Origin of the sequence: Mycobacterium sp. 1245801.1 (genome assembly GCF_001673055.1) — a bacterium.
Classification (GTDB): Bacteria; Actinomycetota; Actinomycetes; order Mycobacteriales; family Mycobacteriaceae; genus Mycobacterium; species Mycobacterium europaeum_A.
This window is the reverse complement of sequence record NZ_LZKY01000143.1, coordinates 1-23,777: the sequence shown is the minus strand read 5'-3', so window position 1 is coordinate 23,777 and position 23,777 is coordinate 1. Positions and strand designations below refer to the sequence as shown.

The window sequence follows — 23,777 nt, the reverse complement described above, 5'->3', positions numbered from 1 at the left end:
GGTCACCGGGAGTCTCCGGCCTGCTCGATCTCTCGCAACCCGTGCGCGGTCACATTGCCCTGGTAGTAATCCTTATCGGTGGCGCCGGCGGTCCTCGGGTGGGGCGGCGCGAGCATGTCCTGCAGCAGCGGCGCCAGCAGCCGGTCCTTCTCGTAGATCAGGTCGGCGCGGTTGTCGTCGGCCATCTCGTAGTCGTTGGTCATCGTCAGCGCCCGGGTCGGGCAGGCCTCGATGCACAGGCCGCAGCCGATGCAGCGCAGATAATTGATCTGGTAGACCCGGCCATAGCGTTCGCCGGGCGAATACCTGAGTTCCTCGGTGTTGTCCGCGCCCTCGACGTAGATCGCGTCGGCCGGGCAGGCCCAGGCGCACAGTTCGCACCCGATGCACTTCTCCAGCCCGTCGGGGTAGCGGTTGAGCTGGTGGCGGCCGTGATAGCGCGGCTTGACGGGGCCCGGTTTCTCCGGATACTCCTCGGTGACATTCTTTTTGAACATCGATCCGAACGTCACGCCGAATCCGGCCACGGCGTCCAAAAACTTAGCCACGTGCTTCCTCCTTGCTCGCAGCCGCCAAAGACTTCTGGGTTTTCGCCGGCAGCGGCGGTGTCGGGAATACCGGCGCGGGGATCGCTGCGGCCGGGAGCTTCTTCGCCTCGCGGCGCAGCTGTTTCTCCAGCGCGCGAATACCCGGCGCGCTGAACGGCTTTCGCAGCAACAGCACGAGCGCCGTGGCGAACACGATGCTGCTGGCCACCAGTATCGGGGTCCAGTGCGCGTAGCCCTGGTTCTGCAGCGTGCGGATCACAGCGGCGATCAGCACCCAGACCAGCGAGGCCGGGATCAGCAGCTTCCAGCCCAGCCCCATGAACTGGTCGTAGCGCAGCCGGGGCAGCGAGGCCCGCAGCCAGAAGTAGACGAACAGGAAGGTCCACATCTTTGCGGTGAACCACAGCACCGGCCACCATCCGGTGTTGGCGCCCGCCCACATGTTCAGCGGCCACGGCGCGTGCCAGCCACCGAAGAACAGGACAGTGGCCAGTGACGAGACCGTCATCATGTTGACGTACTCGGCCAGCATGAACATCGCGAACTTCAGCGACGAGTATTCGGTGTGGAATCCCGCGACCAGCTCGCCCTCGGCCTCGGGCAAATCGAAAGGCGCCCGGTTGGTTTCACCGACCATCGAGATGAGGTAGATCACGAACGACGGCAGCAGCAGGAACACATACCAGACCCGGTCCTGCGCGGCGACGATCTGCGACGTCGACATGGAGCCCGCGTAGAGGAAGACCGCCGCGAACGACAGCCCCATCGCCACCTCGTAGGAGATCACCTGGGCGGTTGAGCGCACCCCGCCCAGCAGCGGGTAGGTGGACCCGGAAGCCCAACCGCCCAGGACGATTCCGTACACGCCGATCGCCGACAGGCCGAGGATGAACAGCACGGCGACCGGCAGGTCGGTCAGCTGCAGCGGCGTGCGGTGGCCGAACACCGACACCACCGGACCGAACGGGATGAACGCGAAGGCGGTGAACGCCGGGATCGTGGAGATGACCGGCGCCGCGAAGTAGACGAACTTGTCGACGCCACCCGGGGTGATGGTTTCCTTGAGCGCCAACTTGATTCCGTCGGCCAGGCTCTGCAGTACCCCCCACGGGCCCGCCCGGTTGGGGCCGGGCCGCAGCTGCATCCAGCCCAGGATTTTGCGTTCGAGCAGGATCGCCACCAGAACGTTCAGCATGAGGAACACGAAGATCGCCAGTGCCTTGCCGAGCACCAACCACCAGGTGTCGTGCCCGAATGCGGTCAACCCGGTCATGAGCCCACTCCGATCTTGACTGTGCTGCCGACCGACACGCCGAGTCGGCGGTGCACCGCCGAGCCGGGCGAGTTCACCGGCAGCCACACCACCCGGTCGGGCATGTCGGTGATCACCAGCGGCAGGCTGATGGATCCGTGCGACGTCCTGACCGTGACCGCGTCGCCGTCGGCGGCGCCGATCTCGGCGGCCGTATCGGCCGACAGCCGGGCGAAGGGCTTGCGCGCGGTGCCCGCCAGATGCGGCTCGCCGTCCTGCATGCGGCCGTTGTCCAGCAACGCCCGCCAGCCGGCCAGTACCGCCTCACCGGCGCCGGGCTGGGCGGGTTGCGGGGCGGCGACGTCCGGGTTCGCGGCACGCTTGCCGTCCCAATTTCGCAGCGCGGCAAGCTCTTCGCGGGCCGTCTCGACGCTGGACATCCCGAGGTAGACGCCCAGCTCGTCGGCCAGCGTGTCGAGCACCTGGTGGTCGGATTGCCTGGCGTCCTGAGTCGTCCGCAGCGCTGCCTCGAACGGCCGGAAGCGGCCCTCCCAGTTGACGAATGCGCCGGCCTTCTGCGTCACCGGCGCGACCGGGAAGACGACGTCGGCGCGTTCGGTGACGGCGCTGTGCCGCAGCTCCAGGCTGACGACGAAGCCGACACCGTCCAGCGCCGCCAGTACCGCGGCCGGATCGGCGAAGTCGTCGGGCTCGACACCGCCGACCAGCAGCGCGCCCAGCGTTCCGTCGGTGGCGGCGGTCAGGATCGCGTCGGCGTCACGCCCCCTGCCGGACGGCAATTCGGACACGTGCCATGCCTGGGCGATCTGCGCCCGGGCGGTCTCGTCGTCGACCGGGCGGCCTCCGGGCAGCAGCCCGGGCAGCGCACCGGCCTCCAGCGCGCCCCGCTCCCCGGCGCGCCGCGGCACCCAGGCCAGGCGGGCGCCGGTGGTGTCGGCGAGCCGGGCCGCGGCCGACAACCCGCCCGGCACCGACGCAAGCCGTTCGCCGACCATGATGACCGCGCCCGGGGTGGAGAGCAGGTCGCCCACCTCGCCGGTGGCCAACCCGTCCAGCGCCGTAGCTTCGGCGCCCGGAACGGTTTTGATCAGCCGCCCGGACATCTTGGTCAGCGCGCGGGTGGCGAACGGCGCGATCGCGTAGACCGGCAACCCGTGCTTGCGGGCCGCCTTGCGCAACCGCAGGAACACGATGGGTGACTCGTCTTCGGGCTCGAAGCCGGCCAGCACGACGACCGGCGCCGATTCCAGATCGGCGTAGCTGACGGTGATCGGTTTGCCCGCGATCCGGGCGGCCAGGAAGTCGGCCTCCTCGGCCGAACTCGGGCGGGTGCGGAAGTCGATATCGTTGGTGTCTAACACGATTCGCGCGAACTTGGAGTAGGCGTAGGCGTCCTCCAAGGTTGCCCTGCCGCCGACGAGCACCCCCGTGCGGCCACGCGCGGCCTCGAGGCCCCTGGTCGCGACGGCGATCGCGTGCGACCACGAGGCCGGTTGCAGCGAGCCGTGGGCGTCGCGGATCAGGGGAGTGGTGAGCACGTCGGGCTGGCTTGCGTAGGTGAACGCCCACCGGCCCTTGTCGCAGTTCCACTCCTCGTTGACTTCGGGATCGTCACCGGCCAGCCGGCGCAGCACCTTGCCGCGGCGGTGGTCGGTGCGCTGGGCGCATCCGGAAGCGCAGTGCTCGCAGACGCTGGGGCTGGACACCAAGTCGAAGGGCCTGGCCCGGAACCGATACGAGCTTCCGGTCAGCGCGCCCACCGGGCAGATTTGCACGGTGTTGCCCGAGAAGTAGGACTCGAACGGTTCGTTGGCGTAGATGCCGACCTGCTGCAGGGCGCCCCGTTCCTGCATGTCGATGAAGATGTCGCCGGCGATCTGCTCGGAGAACCGCGTGCAGCGCGCGCACAGGATGCAGCGCTCGCGGTCCAGCAGAACCTGCGAGGAGATGTTGATCGGCTTGGCGAAGGTGCGTTTGACGTCGGTGAAGCGAGAATCGCTGCGGCCGTTGGACATTGCCTGATTCTGTAGCGGGCACTCGCCGCCCTTGTCACACATCGGGCAGTCCAGCGGGTGGTTGATCAGCAGCAGCTCCATCACGCCGTGCTGGGCCTTGTCGGCGGCCTCCGACGTCAGCTGGGTGCGCACCACCATGTCGTCGGTGGCGACCGTGGTGCACGAGGCCATCGGCTTGCGTTGGCCCTCGACCTCGACCAGGCACTGCCGGCACGCGCCGACCGGTTCCAGCAGCGGGTGGTCACAGAACCGCGGGATCTGGATGCCCATCAACTCGGCGGCCCGGATCACCAAAGTTCCCTTGGGGACGCTGATCTCGTTGCCGTCGATGGTCAGCGTCACCATGTCCGGCGGACGGACCTCGTCACCGGTCTCGGTCTTGGCCGCACTAGTCATGAGCGCCGCTCCTCTTCATCGCTTCGCTCTGCATCGTCGCCGTCGCGGGTCATGAGCGCCGCTCCTCTTCATCGCTTCGCTCTGCATCGTCGCCGTCGCGGGTCATGAGGCGCCGCTCCTCTTCATCGCTTCGCTCTGCATCGTCGCCGTCGCGGGTCATGAGCGCCTCAAGCCTTTCCGTTCGGCGTCAGCATGGAGTCTCGGGGGTCGAAGGGGCATCCGCCGCCCTCGACGTGCGCGACGTACTCGTCACGGAAGAACTTGATCGACGACATCACCGGGCTGGCGGCACCATCACCCAAGGCGCAGAACGACTTTCCGAGAATGGTGTCGGAGATGTCGAGCAGCTTGCCAATGTCGTCGCTGGTGCCCTTGCCGGTTTCCAGCCGCTCGTAGATCTGGTCCAGCCAGAACGTGCCCTCGCGGCACGGCGTGCATTTTCCGCAGGATTCGTGCTTGTAGAAGTACGTCCAGCGCCGCACGGCGCGAACCACGCAGGTGGTCTCGTCGAAGATCTCGAGCGCCTTGGTGCCCAGCATCGAGCCGACCCCGCCGACGCCCTCGTAGTCCAGCGGCACGTCGAGGTGCTCGTCGGTCAGCAGCGGGGTCGACGAGCCGCCGGGTGTCCAGAACTTCAGCCGGTGCCCGGCACGCACGCCGCCGGCGTAGGCGAGCAACTCCCGCAACGTGATTCCCAGCGGGGCCTCGTACTGGCCGGGGCGGGTGACGTGACCGGACAGCGAATACAGCGTGAAGCCCGGGGATTTCTCGCTGCCCATCGAACGGAACCAGTCCACGCCGTTGCCGATGATCGGCGGCACGCTGGCGATGGTCTCGACGTTGTTGATCACGGTGGGGCAGCCGTACAGCCCGGCCACGGCGGGAAACGGCGGGCGCAGCCGCGGCTGGCCGCGACGGCCTTCCAGGGAGTCCAGCAGCGCGGTTTCCTCACCGCAGATGTAGGCGCCGGCGCCGGCGTGCACCACCAGTTCGAGGTCGAAGCCGGAGCCGTTGATGTCGCGGCCCAGGTAGCCCGCGGCGTAGGCCTCGGCCACCGCGTTCTGCAGGCGGCGCAGCACCGGCAGCACCTCCCCGCGCACGTAGATGAACGCGTGGCTGGCCCGGATCGCGTAGGCGGCGATGATGACACCCTCGACGAGGACGTGCGGTGTCGCCAGCATCAGCGGAATGTCTTTGCACGTCCCGGGTTCCGACTCGTCGGCGTTGACGACCAAGTAATGCGGTTTGGCCGCCGCCCCGGTGTCGCCCTGCGGGATGAACGACCACTTCGTGCCCGTCGAGAAGCCCGCGCCGCCGCGCCCGCGCAGCCCGGAGTCCTTTACCAGCCCGATCACCTCGTCGGGCTCCATCGCCAGGGCCTTCTTCATCGCCTCGTATCCACCGTGGCGGTGATAGGTCTGCAGGGTCCAGGACTCGGGATCGTCCCAGAAGCGGCTGATGACCGGAGTGAGCGGCGTCGCCTGCGAGGTGTCCGAAGTCGTTGTCATTGCTGGCCTTCCGGCGCGCCGGGCGCCTCCATGCCGAGTTCCTTGGCTACCTTCAGGCCGGCTAGGGTCGCGGCACCGGCGCCGCCCTGGCCTTGGTCGGGACGCTCGTCGGGTAGGCCGGCCAGGATGCGCGACGTTTCGCGGAAGACGCACAGCGGCGCTCCGCGAGTGGGCTGCTTGGGCTCGCCGGCGCGCAGCGAGTCGACGAGTTCGCGCGCCGAGTCCGGCGTCTGGTTGTCGAAGAATTCCCAGTTGACCATCACCACCGGCGCGTAATCGCAGGCGGCGTTGCACTCGATGTGTTGCAAGGTGACCGACCCGTCGGCGGTGGTCTCATCGTTGCCGACGCCCAGGTGTTCTTTCAGGGCGTCGAAGATGGCGTCGCCACCCATGATGGCGCACAACGTGTTTGTGCAGACACCGACGAGATAATCGCCGGTGGGACCCCGGCGATACATGGTGTAAAAGCTGGCCACCGCGGACACTTCCGCCCCCGTGAGACCCAGTTGCTCACCGCAGAACTCCAGCCCCGCCGGCGTCAGGTAGGAATCCTCCGCCTGCACCAGGTGCAGCAGCGGCAGCAGCGCCGAGCGCTTGTTGGGGTAGCGCCCCATGATCTCCTTGGCGTCGACCTCCAGCCGCGCCCGCACCTCGGGTGGATACGTCTTGGGCGCTCCCTCGACGACGAACGCGTTGGGCTCGTCGGGCGGTGGGCCGAGCCGGATGAAGACCGGCTGTCCCTGCGGCCCGGTCACCGATCCACCCCGCCCATGACCGGGTCGATGCTGGCGACCGCGGTGATCAGATCGGCGACCATGCCGCCTTCGCACATCGCCGCCACCGATTGCAGATTGGTGAAGGAGGGGTCTCGATAGTGCACCCGATAGGGCCGGGTGCCGCCATCACTGACCATGTGCACGCCCAGCTCCCCGCGCGGCGACTCGACTGCCGTGTAGACCTGGCCCGCGGGAACCCTGATGCCCTCGGTGACCAGTTTGAAGTGGTGGATCAGCGCTTCCATCGAGCCGCCCATGATCTTGGCGATGTGCTCCTGCGAGTTGCCCATGCCGTCGGGGCCCACCTTCAGGTCGGCCGGCCAGGCGATCTTGCGGTCCTCGACCATGGTCGGGCCGGGCTTCAGCTTGTCCAGACACTGCTCGACGATCTTGATCGACTCCCACATCTCGTTGACGCGAATCATGTAGCGCCCGTAAGCATCACACGTGTCTTCGGTGATCACGTCGAATTCGTAGTTTTCATATCCGCAGTACGGCTCGCTCTTGCGCAGATCGTGGGGCAGCCCGGTGGCACGCAGAATGGGTCCGGTGATGCCCAGCGCGATGCACCCGGTCAGATCCAAATAACCGACGTCCTGGGTGCGGGCCTTCCAGATGGCGTTCTCGTTGAGCAGACCGCTCATTTCGCGCAGCACCTGCTTGAGCCCCTTGAGGCCCTCGACGATCTCGGTCTCCGCGTTGGGCGGCAAGTCCTGTGCCACACCACCGGGCCGGACGTAGGCGCTGTTCATCCGCAGGCCGGTGATCGATTCGAACAGGGTCAGCACGATCTCGCGCCCCCGGAAGCCGACGAACATCGGGGTCATGGCACCCAGCTCCATGCCGCCGGTGGCCAAGGCCACCAGATGCGACGAGATCCGGTTGAGCTCCATCATCATCACCCGGATGACGTTGACCCGCTCCGGTATCTGGTCGGTGATGCCGAGCAGCTTCTCCACGCCCAGGCAGTAGGCCGTCTCGTTGAAAAACGGTGCGAGGTAATCCATCCGGGTCACGAACGTGACGCCTTGGGTCCAGTAGCGGTATTCGAGGTTCTTTTCGATGCCGGTGTGCAGATACCCGATGCCGCAACGGGCGTCGGTCACGGTCTCGCCCTCGATCTCCAGGATCAGCCGCAGCACCCCGTGGGTGGACGGATGCTGGGGGCCCATGTTGACGATGATGCGTTCGCCGGGGTCGGCGCCGCGGGCGGCTTCGACGACCTTGTCCCAGTCCTGACCGCCGGCGACCACGAACTTCTCGCCGGCGCCGTCGTGCGTCGTTTCGGTGGTAGTGCTCATCAGTTGTACGCTCTCCGCTCGTCGGGCGGGGGTATTTGTGCGCCTTTATATTCGACGGGAATCCCGCCGAGGGGGTAGTCCTTGCGCTGGGGGTGTCCGTGCCAGTCGTCGGGCATCTCGATGCGGGTCAACGACGGATGTCCGTCGAAGATGATGCCGAAGAAGTCGTAGGTCTCCCGCTCGTGCCAGTCGGTGGTCGGATAGATCCCGAACAGCGAGGGGATGTGCGGATCACTTTCGGGCGCAGACACTTCCAGGCGGACACGCCGGTTGTGCGTGATCGACTGCAGCGGGTACACCGCGTGCAGTTCGCGACCCGTCTCGTGCGGGTAATGCACCCCGCTGACGCCCAGGCACATTTCGAAGCGCAGTTGGGGGTCGTCCCGCAGCCGATGAGCGACCTGCACCAGCGCGTCGCGGCGGACGTGCAGGGTGAGTTCGTCGCGGTACACCACGACTTTCTCGATGGCGTCAGTGAATTCGACGTTGTCCTGGTTCAACGCCGCGGCCAGGCCGTCGACCACCTCGTCGAAATAGCCGCCGTAGGGCCGCGGGCTGCTGCCCGGCAGTACCACCTCGCGCACCAGCCGTCCGTAACCGGACGTGTCGCCCGTGCCCTTGGCGCCGAACATGCCGCGGCGCACGTCGATTACCTCTTCGTCGGCGCCGCTGATCGCTTGCTTGGGATCTTGGTCCGGCGTGCTCATCGCAGCAGTCCGCGCATCTCGATCGTGGGCCGCGCCGACAGCGCCGCCTGCTCGGCCTCGGCGATGGCGGTCTCCCGGTTGACGCCCAGCGGCATCTCCTGAATCTTCTCGTGCAGCTTCAGGATTGCGTACAGCAGCATCTCCGGTCGCGGTGGGCAGCCGGGCAGGTAGATGTCCACCGGAACCACGTGGTCGACGCCCTGCACCACCGCGTAGTTGTTGAACATTCCGCCGGATGACGCGCAGACGCCCATGGCCAGCACCCATTTCGGTTCAGCCATCTGGTCATAGATCTGCCGCAGGACGGGGGCCATCTTCTGGCTGACCCGCCCGGCGACGATCATCAGATCGGCCTGGCGTGGGGTGGCCGAGAAGCGCTCCATGCCGAACCGGGCGATGTCGAATCGTGGCCCGGCCGTTGCCATCATCTCGATGGCGCAGCAGGCCAACCCGAATGTCGCCGGCCACAGTGAGTTCTTGCGGACGTAGCCCGCGACCTTCTCGACTGTGGACAGCAGGATCCCGCCGGGCAGCTGTTCCTCAAGACCCACGTCTTACCTCAATCCCACGTCAGGCCGCCGCGGCGCCACACGTAGGCGTAGGCCACGAAAACCGTCAGCATGAAAATCACCATTTCGACCAGAGCGAACGTGCCCAGCGCGTCATAGCTGACAGCCCAGGGATACAGGAACACGATTTCGATGTCGAAGACGATGAAGAGCATCGCGGTGAGGTAGTACTTCACCGGAAAGCGCTGCCCGGCCGTCGCATGCGGGCCGCTCACCGATGTCTCGGTGGGTTCGATTCCACACTCGTAGGCCGACATCTTCGACTTGTTGAACCGTGACGGGCCGGCCAGGCTCGCGATCGCCACCGAGCCCACGGCAAAGGCGGTGGCGATGGCGCCTAGCACCAGGATGGGTATGTAGACGTTCAACTCGCTCCATGATCCGTCGTACGAGCCGCCTGCAGCGGCCAGGCGGTAACCGGGCTGCTGTGACGAACTGGGTCGCAAGCCCGCCACAGTGATTTACAACATAGCGTCGCGGCGTGCAGTGCGCTTGTCCGGGGTGGGCATTTTGCAGTATTGGCGGTGCCACGCAGCGCTGTGCTGCGCAAACTCGATAGCCGGTGAAACCAACGCCCGTCGCCGGACGCGATCCGCCACATCGGCTAGGCGGGGAGCACCAGCAAAGGCGCTGCTGCGCCGATCGCTGCGGCGCTAAAGATCAACGGCGTCGCCAGGGCGGACAGGCCCGCATTCGGTGGCGCGAAAACAGTGGTCGCAGCAAAGCCGCGACGCGGACTGGAGTCAGCTAACCGGTGCCCGCAGCAGGTTGAGCACCGTGCGTCCCAGCACGATCGGGTCGATAGGGTGGGGCACCGCGCCCTCGGCGCGCGACCAGGAGGCCAACCACGCGTCGTCGGGCCGCCCGGTCAGCACGACCAGGGGCGGGCAGTTCTCGAGTTCGTCTTTGAGCTGCTTTGCGATTCCCATCCCGCCGGTCGGAGTGGCCTCGCCGTCCAGGATGGCCAAGTCGATGCCGCCCTTGTCCATCGTCGCCACCACCATCGGCCCGGTCGCCACCTCGACATAGCTGAGCTCGGGCAGATCGGGGTGCAGCTGCTTGCCCAGCGCCCGCATCACCCGTTCGCGGGTGTGGACGTTGCTGCTGTAGACGAGGATCCGCAGGGCGACGCTGGACTGGGGGGTGGAGTCGGGCACGGTGCAGATGCTACTGGTGTCGCACCCGGTTGGGCGGGAGTGCCCGCAGAAATCCTTTACTGCGATGCCCGCACGAAGATGGCGTCCGCGGCGACGGTTGCCGTGGAGCTCATCATGCCGAGGCGGTTCCAACCCAGGTCGAACCGGTCGCGATCGAGCTTGGTTTCGCCGGTGATTCGGATCGAGCCGTCCTCCAGCTCGGAGATCGTGACCGGCAGCGTCACCTCCTCGGTGACGCCCTTGATGGTGAAGGTCGCCCGAAGGTCGGCGGCCTTGCCCTTCGTCGGGTGCACCGCGGTCACCACGACGCTGATCTCAGCGAAGCGGTCGACGTCGAAGAAGTCGGCCGAGCGCAGGTGTGTGTCGCGACGGCCGATGCCAGTGTCCAGTGAGGCGGTCCGGATGTCGACGCGGCCGAAAACCGCTCCGTTGCCGCTCAGTTGGCCGTCGCCGGTGAAGTCGGTGAAGCGGCCCTTGACGTTCAGCAGGCCCCACATGTTGCGGATCTTGAACGTGATGGCCGAGCGATCCCGCACCAGGTTCCACGCGCCGGCCATGTCGGGATCGTGAAGCAGTGTCTCCAAAGTCGTCATCGTCACCCCAAGTGTCGTCACCCGCAAGTGTCGTGGCGAATCTAGCGCTAGTTCAGCAACGGCGCGATCCCTGCGGGATCGAAATATTCGTCGATGCGCTCGATCAGGCCGTCGGTGCCCACCCTGATCACGATGCAGACCCGCAGCGAGATCGACTGTCGGGCATGCCCGGTGGCGTGCAAGATGTGCTGCTGGACGAAGCCCCGCGCGGATCCCTGCGAAGAATCCGCGAAGATCTGCCGGTCGAGGATTTCGTAGCGACGCTGCGTGGTGGCGCCGATGAACCACTCGATGACCCGCATCGCGCGGGCCTTGTCGTCCGCTGTGAGTGGGCCGCGGCGCGAGCCGACGCGCCATACCGCGATGTCGTCGCTCCACATCGCGTCGACCGCGTCGACGTCGCCGCGTTCGATCGCCGTGAACAGGCGGTTGGCCGCATCGATGACCGTCTCGGCGCTGGAAGCGGGCATGCCTGGCTCCTCTGTCGCTCGCGGGGCTATTCGCTGTCGTATCCGGGGTGCGCGACGGCCAATCGGCGTCGTACCAGGGTGCGCAGGCACGCGGTGACCCGGTCCGCTTGGTCGTCCAACTCGCCGGAGCGTATCGCGGCGGCCAGCTGTTCTTCGTCGGCGAAGCCCAGGTCGGCCAGTGCCGCGCGGGATTGGGCCGCGCTGTCGTCGAGCAGTTCGCGTTCGACGATGCGCAGCGCGTTGGCGGCGACGCGGGCGTGGAAGTTGACCTGCCCCTTGGTCGCCCCGCGCACGTCGTTCTCCAGGAATTCGGCGACCGCGGCGACGAGTTCGGCGGCCCGCGGGCGGCCGTACCGGCCGGTCACGGCGGCGCCCGGCCCCGATTGCCCGCCTCCTCCTCGCGCCGCCGCGCGGCGCGCATCGTCGGCGGGCGCGAGCAGGTTGAGCAGGTCCCACTCGGTCTCGCACACCCGGCGGCCGATGGTGGCCAACTCGACCGAGCGATGTTGCCCGCTCAGGTGCCGCTCGGCCTGGAAGCGGCAGATGACGCCCCAGCGCAGGGTGGCCAGCACCAGCCACCAGTGAAACGCCACCCGGTCGACGGTAGTCCCGCTGGCCTGCTCGTAGGCCCGTAGGAAGCTTTCGATGCTGCCCAAGCCGCCGGCGTCGAGGCTGGCCGGAGCGCCGAATCGCCAGGCCCGGATGCAGAACCAGGCCAGGTCTTCGTAGGCCTGCCCGACGTGTACGAGTTCCCAGTCCAGCACCGCGGCGAGGTTTGACCCGTCGACGATCAGGTTGCCCATCCGAAAATCGCCGTGTACCAACACCGCCGGCGACGGTGGGGGACGGTGCGCGGTCAGCCAGCGAAACCCCCACTCGAAGGTTGCGGTGGTGTCGCCCATGTCGTCGAGGCGTTGCCGCCATTCGGTGAGTTGGTCCTCGTGGGTCAGGTCCGGAACGTCTGGGTCGGCGCGGTGAATGGCGGCCGCCGCCTGCGCGCACTGCTGCAGCAATTGCGCGCGGGCCGCCGGCCCGTCGGCGCGCTCCAGCTGACGCTGGATGCGCCGCACGATGGTCTCGCCCTTGATCTCGTCACAGATCAGGAACGGATTGCCCAGTGCGGCGGGCGAATTGTCGGCGATCAACACGTGGGGGACCGGCGCGCCGGCGGCGCGTGCGGCGGCCTGCGCCCTGGCTTCCAGCTCCATCCCGGCATGCACATCGTCGGGTGGGCCGGTGCGCAGAATCAGTGCGCGACGCTGCGCGCCGGTGACGGCCTCGAACGCCCAGGTGGTCCTACTGGCGCCACCGGTCAACGCCCGCAGATTCAGGACCGCGGTGTCGGCGCCAAGGGCCGCCGAGAGCACCCCGGCCAGTTTGGTGCCCAGCTCCGCTGACTCGACGCTGTCCATCACTTCTTGCCGAATTTGAACAGCCGCTGCGCCACCCGGCGGATCTGTATTTCCTCGGCGCCCTCGGTGATCCGGTAGCGACGGTGGTGGCGGTAGATGTGTTCGAACGGCTCGTGGCGGCTGTAGCCGAGGCCGCCGAAGATCTGCATGGCGCGGTCGGCGGCGTCGCACACCAGGCGGTTGGCGCGGTAGTTCGCCATCGACACCTTGTCCGAGACCTCCATGTGGTGGTCGCGGTCGAGATGCCAGGCGGCGTAGTGCACCAGCAGCCGCACCATCTGCGCTTCGGTCGCCAACTCGGCCAGCGGCCACTGGACCGCTTGGTTGACCGACAGCGGCTTGCCGAACACCGTTCGGGCGCCGGCGTATTCGGCGGCCCGGTCGATGCAGTATTGCGCCGCGCCCAGGCTGCTGGCAGCTTGCCGAATTCGATTCTCGTGCAAGAAGGTTTGGGCGACTTCCAGTCCGCGGTCCACCTCACCGAGCACCGCATCGGCGGGAATCCGCACATCGGTGAGCTCGACCTCGCCGTGGTCGGTCGGCATGTTGAACGTCCACCAGTAGTAGGGGACGTTGAATCCGGGGGTGTCCGTCGGCACCAGAAACGCGGTGATGCCCCGGGCGCTGCCGGGCTCACCGGAGGTGCGGGCGAAGACCAGGTCGTGGGTCGCGCGGTGGACCCCCGTGTTGAACCGCTTGGAGCCGTTGATCACCCAGCTGTCGCCGTCGCGTTCGGCGTGCGTTTCCAGCCAGGTGGCATCCGAACCGTGCTTGGGTTCGGTCAGCCCGAAGGCCATGGACCGCTCCCCGGTGATCAACGCCTCCGACCACACCTTGCGCTGCTCGTCGGTGCCGAACCGCTCCATCATGATCACCTGCGGGAAGTTGCCGACAATCGACGACTCGTTCTGCAGGTCGTTGTGCAGGCCAAGGCCCTTGTGCGCCAGGTGCTCCCGGATGATCGCCATGTCGACGTTGCTGCCGTCGCGGCCGCCCAGCGAGGCGGGCAGTCCGTAGCGCAGCCAGCCTGCCTTATCGGCTCGTCGGCGCATCTCGGAGAGCAGGTCCTCCCACTCGCGCGTCGGGATCCCGTCGTTGTCCCAGTCGGTGCGCGCATGCTCGCGGCGCTGGTCGAAGTACTGGATGTTCTCACGTTCCAGCGGCTTGATCTCGGTCTCGATGAACTCGTCCATCTCGGCGAGCACGCCCGGGAGGTGTTCTGGCAGGGTGAAATCCACGGTTATCTCCTCGCGGTTCTCGCGTTACGCACCATAGAGAGTCTTCTTCCACACCGTCGACAGCGTGGCGATCGCGTCCTCGTCGCTGATCTCCATGCCGAGACCCGACTGCCCGACGAAGACGGTGGTGAAGTTCTCGAACAACAGCGCGATGGCCGCCGCCGTGTGTTGCGGGTTGAGCTCGGCGCCGTAGCCCTGCTCCTGCGCACGCCACACCGATGCCGCCACGATGTCCACGCCGAAGCGGCGAAACTCGTTCTGCACGGCCGCAAACCGCTGCTGGGTGGCGGCCAGCTGGGCGACCGCGATCATGATGCCGATGTTCTGTTTGAACATGTTCCAGTAGCCGGTGACCACCGAGGTGAAGAAGGCGTCGTCGTCGGGCGAGTCCGGCAGGTGAACGCTCAGCCCCGACGGCGTCACCACCTCGTGCAGGAACGACTCCGCGAGTCCGGCCAGCAGGTCTTCCTTGTCGGCGAAGTATCGGTAGAAGACCGCCGGTGATTTGCCCGCGGCCGAGGTGATGTCGGCCAGGGTGGTGCCGTGAAAGCCCCGTTCGGCAAACAGTTTACGGGCGGCCTGTTCGATGGCCTGCCTGGTCTGGCGACCTTTGGCGGTCAGCTCGCGGGCTGCCTCCGGGGCGGACATTCAGTTCCCCCGCACGTACTGTCGCTTTCGGTCGCCGGCCCGCAACAGGGCGCTCGGCAGGTCGTGTCCGACCAGCGATTTCGCCACGTCGGCGGCGGCGATGGCGGCGTGCAGGTCGACGTCGACGTCGATGCCGCTGTCGCCCAACAGGTACACCAGATCCTCGGTGGCGATGTTGCCGGTGGCGCCCGGCGCGAAGGGGCAGCCGCCCAGCCCGCCGACCGAGGAGTCCAGCCGGGTCACCCCGGAGTTGACCGCGGCGTAGGCGCTGGCCAGCCCGGAGCCGCGGGTGTTGTGGAAGTGTCCGCCCAGCGGCAGGTCGCCGATCACCGGACGTAGTTGCGCGATAAGCGAACTCACCCGGCCCGGGGTGGTGGTGCCGATGGTGTCGGCGATGGACAGGCGGTCGGCGCCGCGCTCGCGGGCGGCCGCCGCGATCTCGAGCACCCGCTGGGACGGGGTGGGGCCTTCGAAGGGTGAGTCCCAGGCGGTGGCGATGACGACTTCGACGGTGACATTGCTGCCATGGGCGATGGCGACGATCTCGTCGATCGCCTCGGTGGCCTCGGCGCTGCTGCGTCCGACGTTGGCCTTGCTGAAGGTGTCGTCGGCGGCCACCACGTATTCGATGGAGCGCAACCCGGCGGCGACGGCCCGCTTGGCGCCGTTGGGACTGGCCACCAGGGCCGAGAATTCGATGTCGGGATAGTCGTGCAGATGGGCGGCCAACTCGGCGGCATCGGCCATCGACGGCACCTTCGTCGGGGAGACGAACGCAGTGACCTCGACCTCACGGACCCCGGTCGCCGCCACCGCGGCCAGCAGTTCCAGCTTGGCCGACAACGGGATTGGCGTTTCGATCTGCAGACCGTCGCGCAGGGCCACCTCGCGGATGTCGACGTGAGTCATCGGCGCAGCTCCTCCTCATCGCTCCGCTCTGCATCCTCGCCGGCGCGGGCGGTCATAGCACCTCCTCGGAGCGCAGCTCCGCGAGCTCCTCGGCCGTCTTGCCCAGCAACCCGATGAAGACGTCGTCATTGTGCTGGCCCGGACGGGCTGGCCCGGCGTGGCGCAGGCGGCCGGGCGATTCCGAGAGCACCGGCACGATGCCCGGGCCCAGCACGTTGCGCTGCAGCCGCTCGTCGTAGTGCTCGATCAACATGTCGCGGGCGCGCAGCTGCGGGTCGTTGACCACCTCGGCGACGGTGTTGATCGGACCGGCGATCACCCCTGCGGCGGACAGGGTTTCGATGATGTCAGCGGGCCGGCGTTGCGCCGCCCAGGCGCCGATGATGTTGTCGAGTTCGTCCTGGTTGCGGCCACGCGCGACGTGGGTGGCGAACCGGTCGTCGGTGGCCAGCTCCGGGCGGCACATCGCCTTGCACAGCCGGGCGAACACGGTGTCCTGGTTGGCGGCGATCACCACCCACGAACCGTCGGCGCTGCGGTAGATGTTCGAGGGCGCGATGCCGTCGAGCCGGGTGCCCGACGGTCCACGCACCACTCCGCCGACATCATAGTCGGGAATGGTGGATTCCTGTACGGCCAAACATGATTCGGTCAATGCGACGTCGACCACCTGGCCGCGCCCGGTGACACTGCGCCGGTACAGCGCGGCCAGCGCGCCCTGCGCGCCGAACATGCCGGCCAGGCTGTCACCGAGCGAGAGCGCCAGGCGGGGCGGCGGCCCGCCGGGGAAACCGTTGAGGTGCCGCAGTCCGCTGGCCGCTTCGGCGACCGAGGCGTAGCCGGCCTTGGTGGCATCGGGTCCGGTCTGCCCGTAGCCCGACACCCGCACCAGGATGATCCCCGGATTGCGCTCGCTGAGGACGTCGTAGCCCAGGCTCCATTTTTCCAGCGTGCCGGGGCGAAAGTTCTCCACCACGATGTCGGATTTCTCGACAAGGTCGCAGAACAGCTCGCGCCCGCGGGGGTGGCGCAAGTCCAGGGTGATCGCCTTCTTGTTGCGCGCGTGCACCGTCCAGAAGACGTGTTGGCCGTCGAGTTCGGCCTGGCCCCAGGTGCGTAGCGGGTCCGGGGCTTTGGGCAGTTCCACCTTGATCACGTCGGCGCCCATGTCGGCGAGAAGTCGCCCGGCGAAGGGACCGGCGATCAGGGTGCCCAGTTCGAGCACCCGAATGCCGTCCAGGGGGCCGGTCACCGTCATTCGGCGCTCGCGAAGTCGTGCCGCACCAGCCAGTCGGTGACGATGGTGACGGCGGCCCGCAGCGCGTCGCGCTGGTCGGGTCCGGCGTAATAGTGTGTGGCGCCGGGGATTTCGTGCATTTCCTTGTCCTCATGTCCGATCGCCTGGAACAGCCTCCGGGTATGGCTGGGCGTGCAGGCGTCATCCGCAAGATTACCGATCACCAGCGCCGGGATCGCGATATCGGGCCCGCAGGCCACCGCGTCGCCGCGCGCGTCGTCATAGCTCCACTGCGACAGCCAGCCGCGCAGGGTGCAGAACCGGGCCAGTCCGACGGGGCTCATGTTCACCACCTGAGGATCCCCCAGATAGCAGGTGCCCGGGGCGCGTTCGTTGGGATCGACGGTCGGGTCCAGCCAGCGCGGGTCCGCCATGGTGCCGTGCACGACGAAGCCGAACTCGTCGTCGGGCCGCCCGGCTGCAGCCAGCTCGGCCAGCTTGTCCCTGACCCATGCGGTGATGCGGCGGTTGCGGTCGATCTGCGCCTGCCGGTAGCGATCCAGAAATTCTTGGCTGTAAGGCGGCTGATTGGGGTTGTCGGGGTTGTACAGGTCCAGTTCGGGATCGCGCTTGGTGGGGTCGGATTCGTCGAGGATGGATGCGTCCAGCCATTCGGTCAGCGTGCCGTGCCGGCTGATGTGCGCGGCGAGCAGCATGATGCCGTCGGCGGCGGGCAGGTCGAGTCTGGTGAGGTCGGGGCCGTCGCCGGTCGGGCTGGACGTGATGGTCGGATTCTGCGCCTGCTGCTGATAGAACACCGACAGCGACCCGCCGCCACTCCATCCGGCCAGCACCACCTTGGCGTAACCCAGCCGCTTTTTGGCGTCCTTGATGCACTCGCCGAGATCCTCGACCACCTTCTCCATCAGCAGCGCCGAGTCGGTGCCGCGGAAGCGGCTGTTGCAATAGATGACGTGATGGCCGGCGCGGGCCAGCGCGTTGATCATCGGCAGGTAGGCCCCGCCGCCGATGGGATGCATGAACACCAGCACGGTGTCCGACGGCTTGTCCTTCGGCTTGAGCAGGTAGCTCTCCAACACGGTGATCTCGGCCAGGCCGCCGTAGACGTCGCGGACCCCGGAATTGTTTTGAAACGCAACGAGATAGGGGATCCGGTCGTACTCGTGTTTCACAGCCGTTTTCATTGACGCCGCTCCTCATCACTTCGTTCTGCATCGTCGCCGGCGTGCCTCATGTCAGTGTTGTCCTAGGTCGTGGGCCAGTACTTCGGCCGACGGGGTCAGCCGCCGCCGGGTGTCGATGGCGATCACCTGCCAGTCGACGCGGGAGTAGTCGTCGAATTTGCGCCGCGCCCGTTCTCGGGCCTTTTCGGGTGCGCCGTGGTGAACCCCTTGTGGCGCATGCGAAATCAAGCCCGGCGGCATCGGGATGCCGTACAGCGAGCCGCCGTGGAAGAAGGCGATCTCGTCGTAGTCGACGTTGCGGTGATACCACGGGGTGCGTTCGGTGCCCGGAATCCCCTCGGCGGGCTTGGGCAGGAAGTTCATCACGTAGACGCCGGTGGCCTGCATGAAAAGGTGCACGGTCGGCGGCAGGTGCACGCTGTCGGAGGTGATCACGTTGTAGTCGGCGATGTTGAAGGTGAACGCGAAGTTGTCGCCACGCCAGCCCTCGACGTCCAGCGGATTGTGTTGGTAGAACAGCGTTGTCGGGCCGCCCTCATGGATGAGCCGGACCTCGAACTCGCCGTCGGTTGCGTCAGGGTCGGCCGGTGCCGGCTCCGGGATGACGACCTGCGACGGGTCGAACGGGAAGTGGCGGCCCAGCGCGCCCGGCGGCGGCACCCGGAACTCGTCGGTGGCCTCGATCATCAGCATGGTCGTCGCGCTGTCGGGGAGCTGGCGCCAGGTGCAGGACTTCGGGATGTACAGCCAGTCACCCTCCCGGTAGCGCAGCGGGCCGAATTCGGTCTCGGCCAGGCCGCTGCCCTGGTGAACGAAGCACAGCAGGTCGCCGTCGACATGACGGACGAAGAACGGCATCGGCTCGAGACGTCGGCTCAACAGGATTCGGCAGTCGTCGTTGCTGAACATCAGCAGCGGCCCACCGCCGGCTTCGGTGGCGTCGCTGGGCTTGAGCTCGCTGGACAGCACGTCGATGGGCCGCAGCGGCCCAACCGACCGATAGGCGGTGGGATCGTGGCGCCGGTAGAGATTGGCGGTGCGGCCGGTGAATCCGCCCCGGCCCAACTCGTCGTCCTTGAGGCCGTCGAGGTCGGCATGCAGGCGGCGCGGTGTTCGGCCTTTTCGCAGGTGCACAAAGGATTCCATGGACGGCTCCTCCGACGGGGGACCAGCTCGCTGCCGATCAGGAGTACAAAACTGAAAGTGACATTACTTTCTCTTTTTGGGCGACACAAGGGCCGTGGCGCGAGCGACAACGCCACTGACGGTCGACCCACCTGCGCCGAAACCACCGTGGCCAATGACCAGATGCGGCGCCTAACTGCGGACGCGCAGCACGACCTTTCCCTTGGCGCTGCGGTTCTCCAGGGAGGCGACCGCGGTGGCGGCCTGCTCCAGCGGGTAGGCCACCGGCTCGGGCGGGGCCAACTCCCCGGAGGTGAGCAACCGTTCGAGTCCGGCCCATTGCTCGGCCAGCGCGCCCGGATGCGTCCCGGCCCACGCGCCCCAGCCCACACCGACCACGTCAACATTGTTGAGTAGCAACCGATTTACCTTCACGGTGGGAATCTCACCGCCGGTGAACCCGACCACCAGCAGCCGCCCGCCGGGGGCCAGCGACCGCAGCGAATCGGTGAATCGGTCGCCGCCGACCGGGTCGACGACGATGTCGACGCCACGTCCGTGGGTCAACTCCTTGACCGCGTCCTTGAAACCGTCGGCCAGCACCACATCCGTCGCGCCGGCCGCCGTGGCGATGTCGGCCTTGTCCTGCGTGCTGACCACGGCGATGGTGCGTGACGCGCCCAGCGCCGGCGCCAGCCGCAGCGCCGAAGTTCCGATGCCGCCGGCCGCGCCGTGCACCAGAACCGTCTCGCCACGCTGCAGCCGACCCCGCACGGTCAGCGCGAAGTACACCGTCAAGTCGTTGAACAGCAGGCCGGCGCCCGCCTCGAAGCTCACATTGTCGGGCAGCTTGAACACCCGATCCGGAGCCAACACCGCGACCTCGGCCATGCCGCCGGACAGCATCGTCAGCCCGACGACCCGGTCGCCGGCGCTCACGTTCGCGCCCTCGGGTGCCGACCGGACCACGCCGGCGATCTCGGCGCCGAGCACGAACGGCAATTCCGGGCGGTACTGGTAGAGGCCGCGGGTGAGCAGGGCGTCCGGGAAGGCCACCCCGGCGGCGTGCACGTCGACGACGACCCCGTCGCCCGACGGTTCGTCGATGTCGGTCAGCTCGACCGCGTCCGGACCATCGAGTCGAGTCACCTGTACCGCGCGCATGCCACCAGAGCCTACTGGCCGCTCAGAAGCCGCCGGCCACCCGCACTACGGCCCGGCCGGAGAACTTGCCGGCGCGCACCTGGTCGATCACGCCGACGACATCTTTCACGTCGACGTCGCTGACCAGCGCGTCCAGGTGGCGTGGCCGCAACGAGTCGCCGAGCCGGGCCCACAATTCGCGGCGCGCGCCGATCGGCATCAGCACCGAGTCCATGCCCAGCAGTGCGACGCCACGCAGGATGAAGGGCAACACCGTGGTGTGCAGCGCCGGACCGCCGGTGAGGCCGCTGGCCGCCACGGCGCCGCCGTAGTCGACGGTGCTGAGCACGTCGGCCAGCGTCGCGCCGCCCACGCAGTCGACCCCGCCCGCCCAGCGTGCCTTGCCGAGCGGCCGCGGCTTGGCGTCGGGGTCGGCGGGCAGCCGCCCGATAACCTCCACCGCGCCAAGGTTTTTCAGCCGGTCGGCGGCCTCGGCCTTACCGGTGGAGGCGACCACCTGGTAGCCGGCGGCCGCCAGCAGGTCGACGCTGACCGAGCCGACTCCGCCGGTGGCCCCGGTGACGACGATGGGACCGGCATCCGGCGCGATGCCCCAGTCGATCAGGGCCTGCACGCTCATCGCGGCGGTGAAGCCCGCGGTCCCGATCGCGGCGCCCTCGTGTGGACTCAACGCGCCGAGCGCGACCACCTGGTCGGCCGGCAACCGCGCGTATTCGGCGTAGCCGCCGTGGTGGCCGGTGCCGATCGCGTACCCGTGGGCCAGCACCTGGTCACCGACCGCGAAGTCGGCCGACGTCGACTCCACCACCTCGCCGGTCAGGTCGATGCCCGGCACCACCGGGTAGTCGCGCACCACACCGCCTCCCGGCGTCAGCGCCAGGGCGTCTTTGTAGTTGACGCTGGAGTACAGGACCCGGACGGTCACATCGCCGGGCGGCAGATCATCCGGGCGAAGGGTTTCGACCGACGCGGTTACCCGGTCGCCATCTTGACGCGCGACGAGCGCGTGAAAAGTGTCCATGCCTTGACCTAACCTCACCGCAGAGCAAAGCGACACTGCCCGATTCCGCCGAGTGGCGTACCTGAGTTACTTGAGCTCGGACGAAGACAGTCCCAGCAGCCGGCGAGCGACCACCAACTGCTGGATCTGCTGCGTGCCCTCGAAGATGTCCAAGATCTTCGAGTCGCGCGCCCATTTCTCCAGCAGCGTCTGCTCGGAATAGCCTGTGGTGCCTGCCAATTCGACGGTCTTGAGCGTGACGTCGGTGGCCATCCGGCCGGCCTTCGCCTTGCTCATCGACGCTTCTTTGGAGTTGGGGATCTTGTTGTCGGCCTGCCATGCCGCCCGCAGCGACAGCAGGTAGGCGGCCTCCCAGTCGGCTTCCATCCGGATGAACTCGGCCGCGGCGGCGCTCTGGACGTGTGAGGGCTTATCGTAGGAGATCTCCACGCCTGCCTCGGTGAGGATCTTGCGAATCTCCTCCAGCGCGGCGCGGCCGACGCCGACCGCCATCGCCGCAACGATGGGCCGGGTGTTGTCGAAGGTCTCCATTACCCCGGAAAAGCCCTTGCCCACCTCGATTTCGGGGTTGCCGAGCAGGTTTTCCTTCGGGATGCGGGCATTGTCGAACCGGATGACCGCGGTGTCGGAACCCTTAATCCCGAGCTTGTGCTCGAGCCGCTCGACCGTGACACCGGGATGCTCACGCGGCACGACGAACGACTTGATCGCCGCGCGGCCCTGCGCCTTGTCGAGCGTCGCCCACACCACGATGTGGGTGGCGCGCGAGCCGGCCGTGACGAAGATTTTCTCGCCGTTGATCACGTACTCGTCGCCGTCCAGGGTGGCCGTCGTCGACACCGCCGCCGAGTCCGAGCCGAAGCCGGGTTCGGTGATGGCCATCGCCGCCCACACCTTGCCCAGTCGTTGCAGCTGTTCCTCGTTTGCGACGGCGGAGATCGCGGCGTTGCCCAGGCCCTGGTAGGGGACCGACAGCATCATCGCGAGATCGCCCCAGCTGGCTTCCAGGGTTTGCAGCAGCGCCGCCATGTTGGCGCCGTTGTGGTTCTTGTCGCGTTCTTCGTCCTCGCCGCCCAGCGCGTTGGCTCCGGCGAATTCGATTGACTCCGAGGCCCCTTCGAACAGGCTGAACAGGGTGTCGAGCTCGACGGGGTACGCGTGCTCTTTGAGGTCGTACTTGCGGGCGATCGGCCGCATCAACTCGGCGGCGCCCTGATGGGTCTTGGTCGTCACCGCTTGCATCTTGCGGGGAAGTTCCAGATTGATTGCCATGATTGAACTTTCACTCGAATGGGTTAACGACTTAGATGACGACGACGCCCTCGGCCACACCGATGGCCCGCAGGTCGCGGTACCAGCGTTCGACGGGGTGCTCTTTCGTGTAGCCGTGGCCGCCCAGCAGCTGGACGCCGTCCAGGCCGATCTGCATGCCCTTGTCCGCGCCGAGCCGCTTGGCCAGCGCCGCCTCGCGGACGAACGGCAGGCCTTGCTCGGCGCGCGCCGCGCCGCGCCAGGTGATCAGCCGCAGACCGTCCAATTCGATGGCGATGTTGGCGCACATGAAGGCCACCGCTTGCCGGTGGGCGATCGGCTCACCGAAGGCGTGGCGCTCCTTGACGTACGGGACGACGTAGTCGAGCACCGCGTGCGAGGTGCCGACGGTCAGCGCCGCCCAGCCGAGCCGGGACAGCGCGATCGCCTCGGAGTAGTCCTCGTCGGTGGCCTCGTCCTCGCCGAGCCGGGCGCTGCGCGGCACCGTCACCCCGGAGAGTTCGACGTGGCCCAGTGCCGCCGCGCGAATCCCCATACTCGGATCCGGTTTTACGCTAAGGCCTTTCGTCGAGGACTCGACGATGAACAGGGCCGGCTTGCCATCCAGCTGCGCGCCGACGATGAAGAGCTCGGCATCGGCCGCGGCCGGCACCAACGACTTCACCCCGTCGAGACGGTATCCGCTCGGGGTGCGCACCGCGGTGGTCTTGAGCCGGGTGGGGTCGAAGAGCGGTTGTGGCTCGGCGATGGCCACGCAGGCCTGCGGCACGTTCTCGCCGGCGAACTCGGGCAGGTAGGTGGCCTGCTGATCGGCGCTGCCCCAATGGGTCAGCGCGGAGGCCACGCCTCCCGGCGCCAGCAGCGGCAGCGCCAGGCCCATGTCGCCGTAGGCCAGCGCCTCGGCGACCAGCACGTTGGTCACGCTGGACCGGTGCGCGGCGATGCCGTCGAAGTCCTCGGGGATGTTGATCGCGGTGATGCCCAGCTCGGCGGCCTTGGCGATCAACTCGGGCGGGTAGGTGGCCGCCTCGTCGGCGTCGTGTGCGGCGGGCCGACCCGGCTCAAGTCCAGCGGCAAGGACTACTTCGATCTGACGCCGGACGACGAACAGAAGATGATCGTCGAGACCCTCGACGAGTTCGCCGAGGAAGTGCTGCGGCCCGCCGCACACGACGCCGACGAGGCGGCCACCTACCCGCCCGAGTTGATCGCCAAGGCCGCCGAGCTGGGCAT

The 23,777-nt window shown here is 67.6% G+C and carries 22 protein-coding genes and 2 pseudogenes; 1 reads left to right on the top strand and 23 read right to left on the bottom strand.

Annotation, left to right across the window (positions count from 1 at the left end; genetic code table 11):
- Positions 1-2: 2 nt before the first annotated feature.
- The 23 genes and pseudogenes from nuoI to A5622_RS08620 form a co-directional block, all read right to left on the bottom strand.
- Complete coding sequence (gene nuoI / locus A5622_RS08730; protein ID WP_066870854.1) at positions 3-548, bottom strand: NADH-quinone oxidoreductase subunit NuoI; 546 nt, start codon at positions 546-548, stop codon at positions 3-5.
- The gene (gene nuoH / locus A5622_RS08725; protein ID WP_066871180.1) at positions 541-1,812 is read right to left on the bottom strand and encodes an NADH-quinone oxidoreductase subunit NuoH; all 1,272 of its coding nucleotides are present in this window, start codon (positions 1,810-1,812) and stop codon (positions 541-543) included. The genes nuoI and nuoH overlap by 8 nt, the downstream gene beginning before the upstream one ends.
- 5 nt (positions 1,813-1,817) lie before the next feature.
- Positions 1,818-4,232, bottom strand: a complete 2,415-nt coding sequence (locus A5622_RS08720; RefSeq protein WP_066877910.1) for an NADH-quinone oxidoreductase subunit G — start codon at positions 4,230-4,232, stop codon at positions 1,818-1,820.
- 167 nt (positions 4,233-4,399) lie between these two features.
- Positions 4,400-5,740, bottom strand: coding sequence for an NADH-quinone oxidoreductase subunit NuoF (gene nuoF, locus A5622_RS08715; RefSeq protein ID WP_066877908.1), 1,341 nt, complete (start codon positions 5,738-5,740; stop codon positions 4,400-4,402).
- Positions 5,737-6,495: an NADH-quinone oxidoreductase subunit NuoE gene (nuoE, locus tag A5622_RS08710; RefSeq protein WP_066877906.1), complete on the bottom strand. Its 759-nt coding sequence runs from the start codon at positions 6,493-6,495 to the stop codon at positions 5,737-5,739. Before nuoE ends, nuoF begins: the two co-directional genes overlap by 4 nt.
- Complete coding sequence (gene nuoD / locus A5622_RS08705) at positions 6,492-7,817, bottom strand: NADH dehydrogenase (quinone) subunit D (RefSeq protein ID WP_066877905.1); 1,326 nt, start codon at positions 7,815-7,817, stop codon at positions 6,492-6,494. The genes nuoE and nuoD overlap by 4 nt, the downstream gene beginning before the upstream one ends.
- Complete coding sequence (locus A5622_RS08700) at positions 7,817-8,524, bottom strand: NADH-quinone oxidoreductase subunit C (RefSeq protein ID WP_066877904.1); 708 nt, start codon at positions 8,522-8,524, stop codon at positions 7,817-7,819. The genes nuoD and A5622_RS08700 overlap by 1 nt, the downstream gene beginning before the upstream one ends.
- Positions 8,521-9,075, bottom strand: a complete 555-nt coding sequence (locus A5622_RS08695) for an NADH-quinone oxidoreductase subunit B family protein (protein WP_007772881.1) — start codon at positions 9,073-9,075, stop codon at positions 8,521-8,523. The genes A5622_RS08700 and A5622_RS08695 overlap by 4 nt, the downstream gene beginning before the upstream one ends.
- Positions 9,076-9,083: 8 nt before the next feature.
- Positions 9,084-9,461 (bottom strand): NADH-quinone oxidoreductase subunit A, encoded by a 378-nt coding sequence (locus tag A5622_RS08690; protein ID WP_007772880.1) that lies wholly within the window; start codon positions 9,459-9,461, stop codon positions 9,084-9,086.
- A 375-nt stretch (positions 9,462-9,836) separates the two neighbouring features.
- Entirely contained in the window at positions 9,837-10,250 is a 414-nt protein-coding gene (locus A5622_RS08685) for a response regulator (protein WP_066877903.1), read from the bottom strand.
- 56 nt (positions 10,251-10,306) lie between these two features.
- Positions 10,307-10,843 carry a YceI family protein gene (locus A5622_RS08680; RefSeq protein ID WP_066871177.1) on the bottom strand — a complete coding sequence of 179 codons (537 nt, stop codon included), beginning with the start codon at positions 10,841-10,843 and terminating at the stop codon, positions 10,307-10,309.
- Positions 10,844-10,890: 47 nt separating this feature from the next.
- Positions 10,891-11,313: a nuclear transport factor 2 family protein gene (locus tag A5622_RS08675; protein WP_066877902.1), complete on the bottom strand. Its 423-nt coding sequence runs from the start codon at positions 11,311-11,313 to the stop codon at positions 10,891-10,893.
- A 26-nt stretch (positions 11,314-11,339) separates the two neighbouring features.
- Positions 11,340-12,725 carry a phosphotransferase family protein gene (locus tag A5622_RS08670; RefSeq protein WP_066877901.1) on the bottom strand — a complete coding sequence of 462 codons (1,386 nt, stop codon included), beginning with the start codon at positions 12,723-12,725 and terminating at the stop codon, positions 11,340-11,342.
- A complete protein-coding gene (locus A5622_RS08665) occupies positions 12,725-13,963 on the bottom strand; it encodes an acyl-CoA dehydrogenase family protein (protein WP_066877900.1) in 1,239 nt (412 codons plus the stop codon). Before A5622_RS08665 ends, A5622_RS08670 begins: the two co-directional genes overlap by 1 nt.
- Before the next feature lie 24 nt (positions 13,964-13,987).
- Positions 13,988-14,611 carry a TetR/AcrR family transcriptional regulator gene (locus tag A5622_RS08660; protein ID WP_066870820.1) on the bottom strand — a complete coding sequence of 208 codons (624 nt, stop codon included), beginning with the start codon at positions 14,609-14,611 and terminating at the stop codon, positions 13,988-13,990.
- Positions 14,612-15,520 carry a hydroxymethylglutaryl-CoA lyase gene (locus A5622_RS08655; RefSeq protein ID WP_066877899.1) on the bottom strand — a complete coding sequence of 303 codons (909 nt, stop codon included), beginning with the start codon at positions 15,518-15,520 and terminating at the stop codon, positions 14,612-14,614.
- Positions 15,521-15,572: 52 nt separating this feature from the next.
- On the bottom strand, positions 15,573-16,778 hold the full coding sequence (locus A5622_RS08650; protein WP_066870815.1) for a CaiB/BaiF CoA-transferase family protein: 1,206 nt from the start codon (positions 16,776-16,778) through the stop codon (positions 15,573-15,575).
- Entirely contained in the window at positions 16,775-17,962 is a 1,188-nt protein-coding gene (locus A5622_RS08645; RefSeq protein ID WP_066877898.1) for a S9 family peptidase, read from the bottom strand. Before A5622_RS08645 ends, A5622_RS08650 begins: the two co-directional genes overlap by 4 nt.
- A gap of 51 nt (positions 17,963-18,013) precedes the next feature.
- Entirely contained in the window at positions 18,014-19,108 is a 1,095-nt protein-coding gene (locus A5622_RS08640; protein WP_066877897.1) for a homogentisate 1,2-dioxygenase, read from the bottom strand.
- A 171-nt stretch (positions 19,109-19,279) separates the two neighbouring features.
- Positions 19,280-20,251, bottom strand: a complete 972-nt coding sequence (locus tag A5622_RS08635; RefSeq protein ID WP_066870804.1) for an NADPH:quinone oxidoreductase family protein — start codon at positions 20,249-20,251, stop codon at positions 19,280-19,282.
- A 22-nt stretch (positions 20,252-20,273) separates the two neighbouring features.
- Positions 20,274-21,272, bottom strand: coding sequence for an acryloyl-CoA reductase (locus A5622_RS08630; protein ID WP_066877895.1), 999 nt, complete (start codon positions 21,270-21,272; stop codon positions 20,274-20,276).
- 66 nt (positions 21,273-21,338) lie between these two features.
- Positions 21,339-22,544, bottom strand: a complete 1,206-nt coding sequence (locus A5622_RS08625; protein ID WP_066870799.1) for an acyl-CoA dehydrogenase family protein — start codon at positions 22,542-22,544, stop codon at positions 21,339-21,341.
- Between the two features lie 31 nt (positions 22,545-22,575).
- Positions 22,576-23,607, bottom strand: a pseudogene (locus tag A5622_RS08620) (acyl-CoA dehydrogenase family protein); the annotation flags it as partial.
- Here A5622_RS08620 and A5622_RS28025 point away from each other — a divergent pair.
- A pseudogene (locus A5622_RS28025) lies at positions 23,590-23,777 on the top strand (acyl-CoA dehydrogenase family protein); the annotation flags it as partial. The pseudogenes A5622_RS08620 and A5622_RS28025 sit on opposite strands and share 18 nt — an antisense overlap.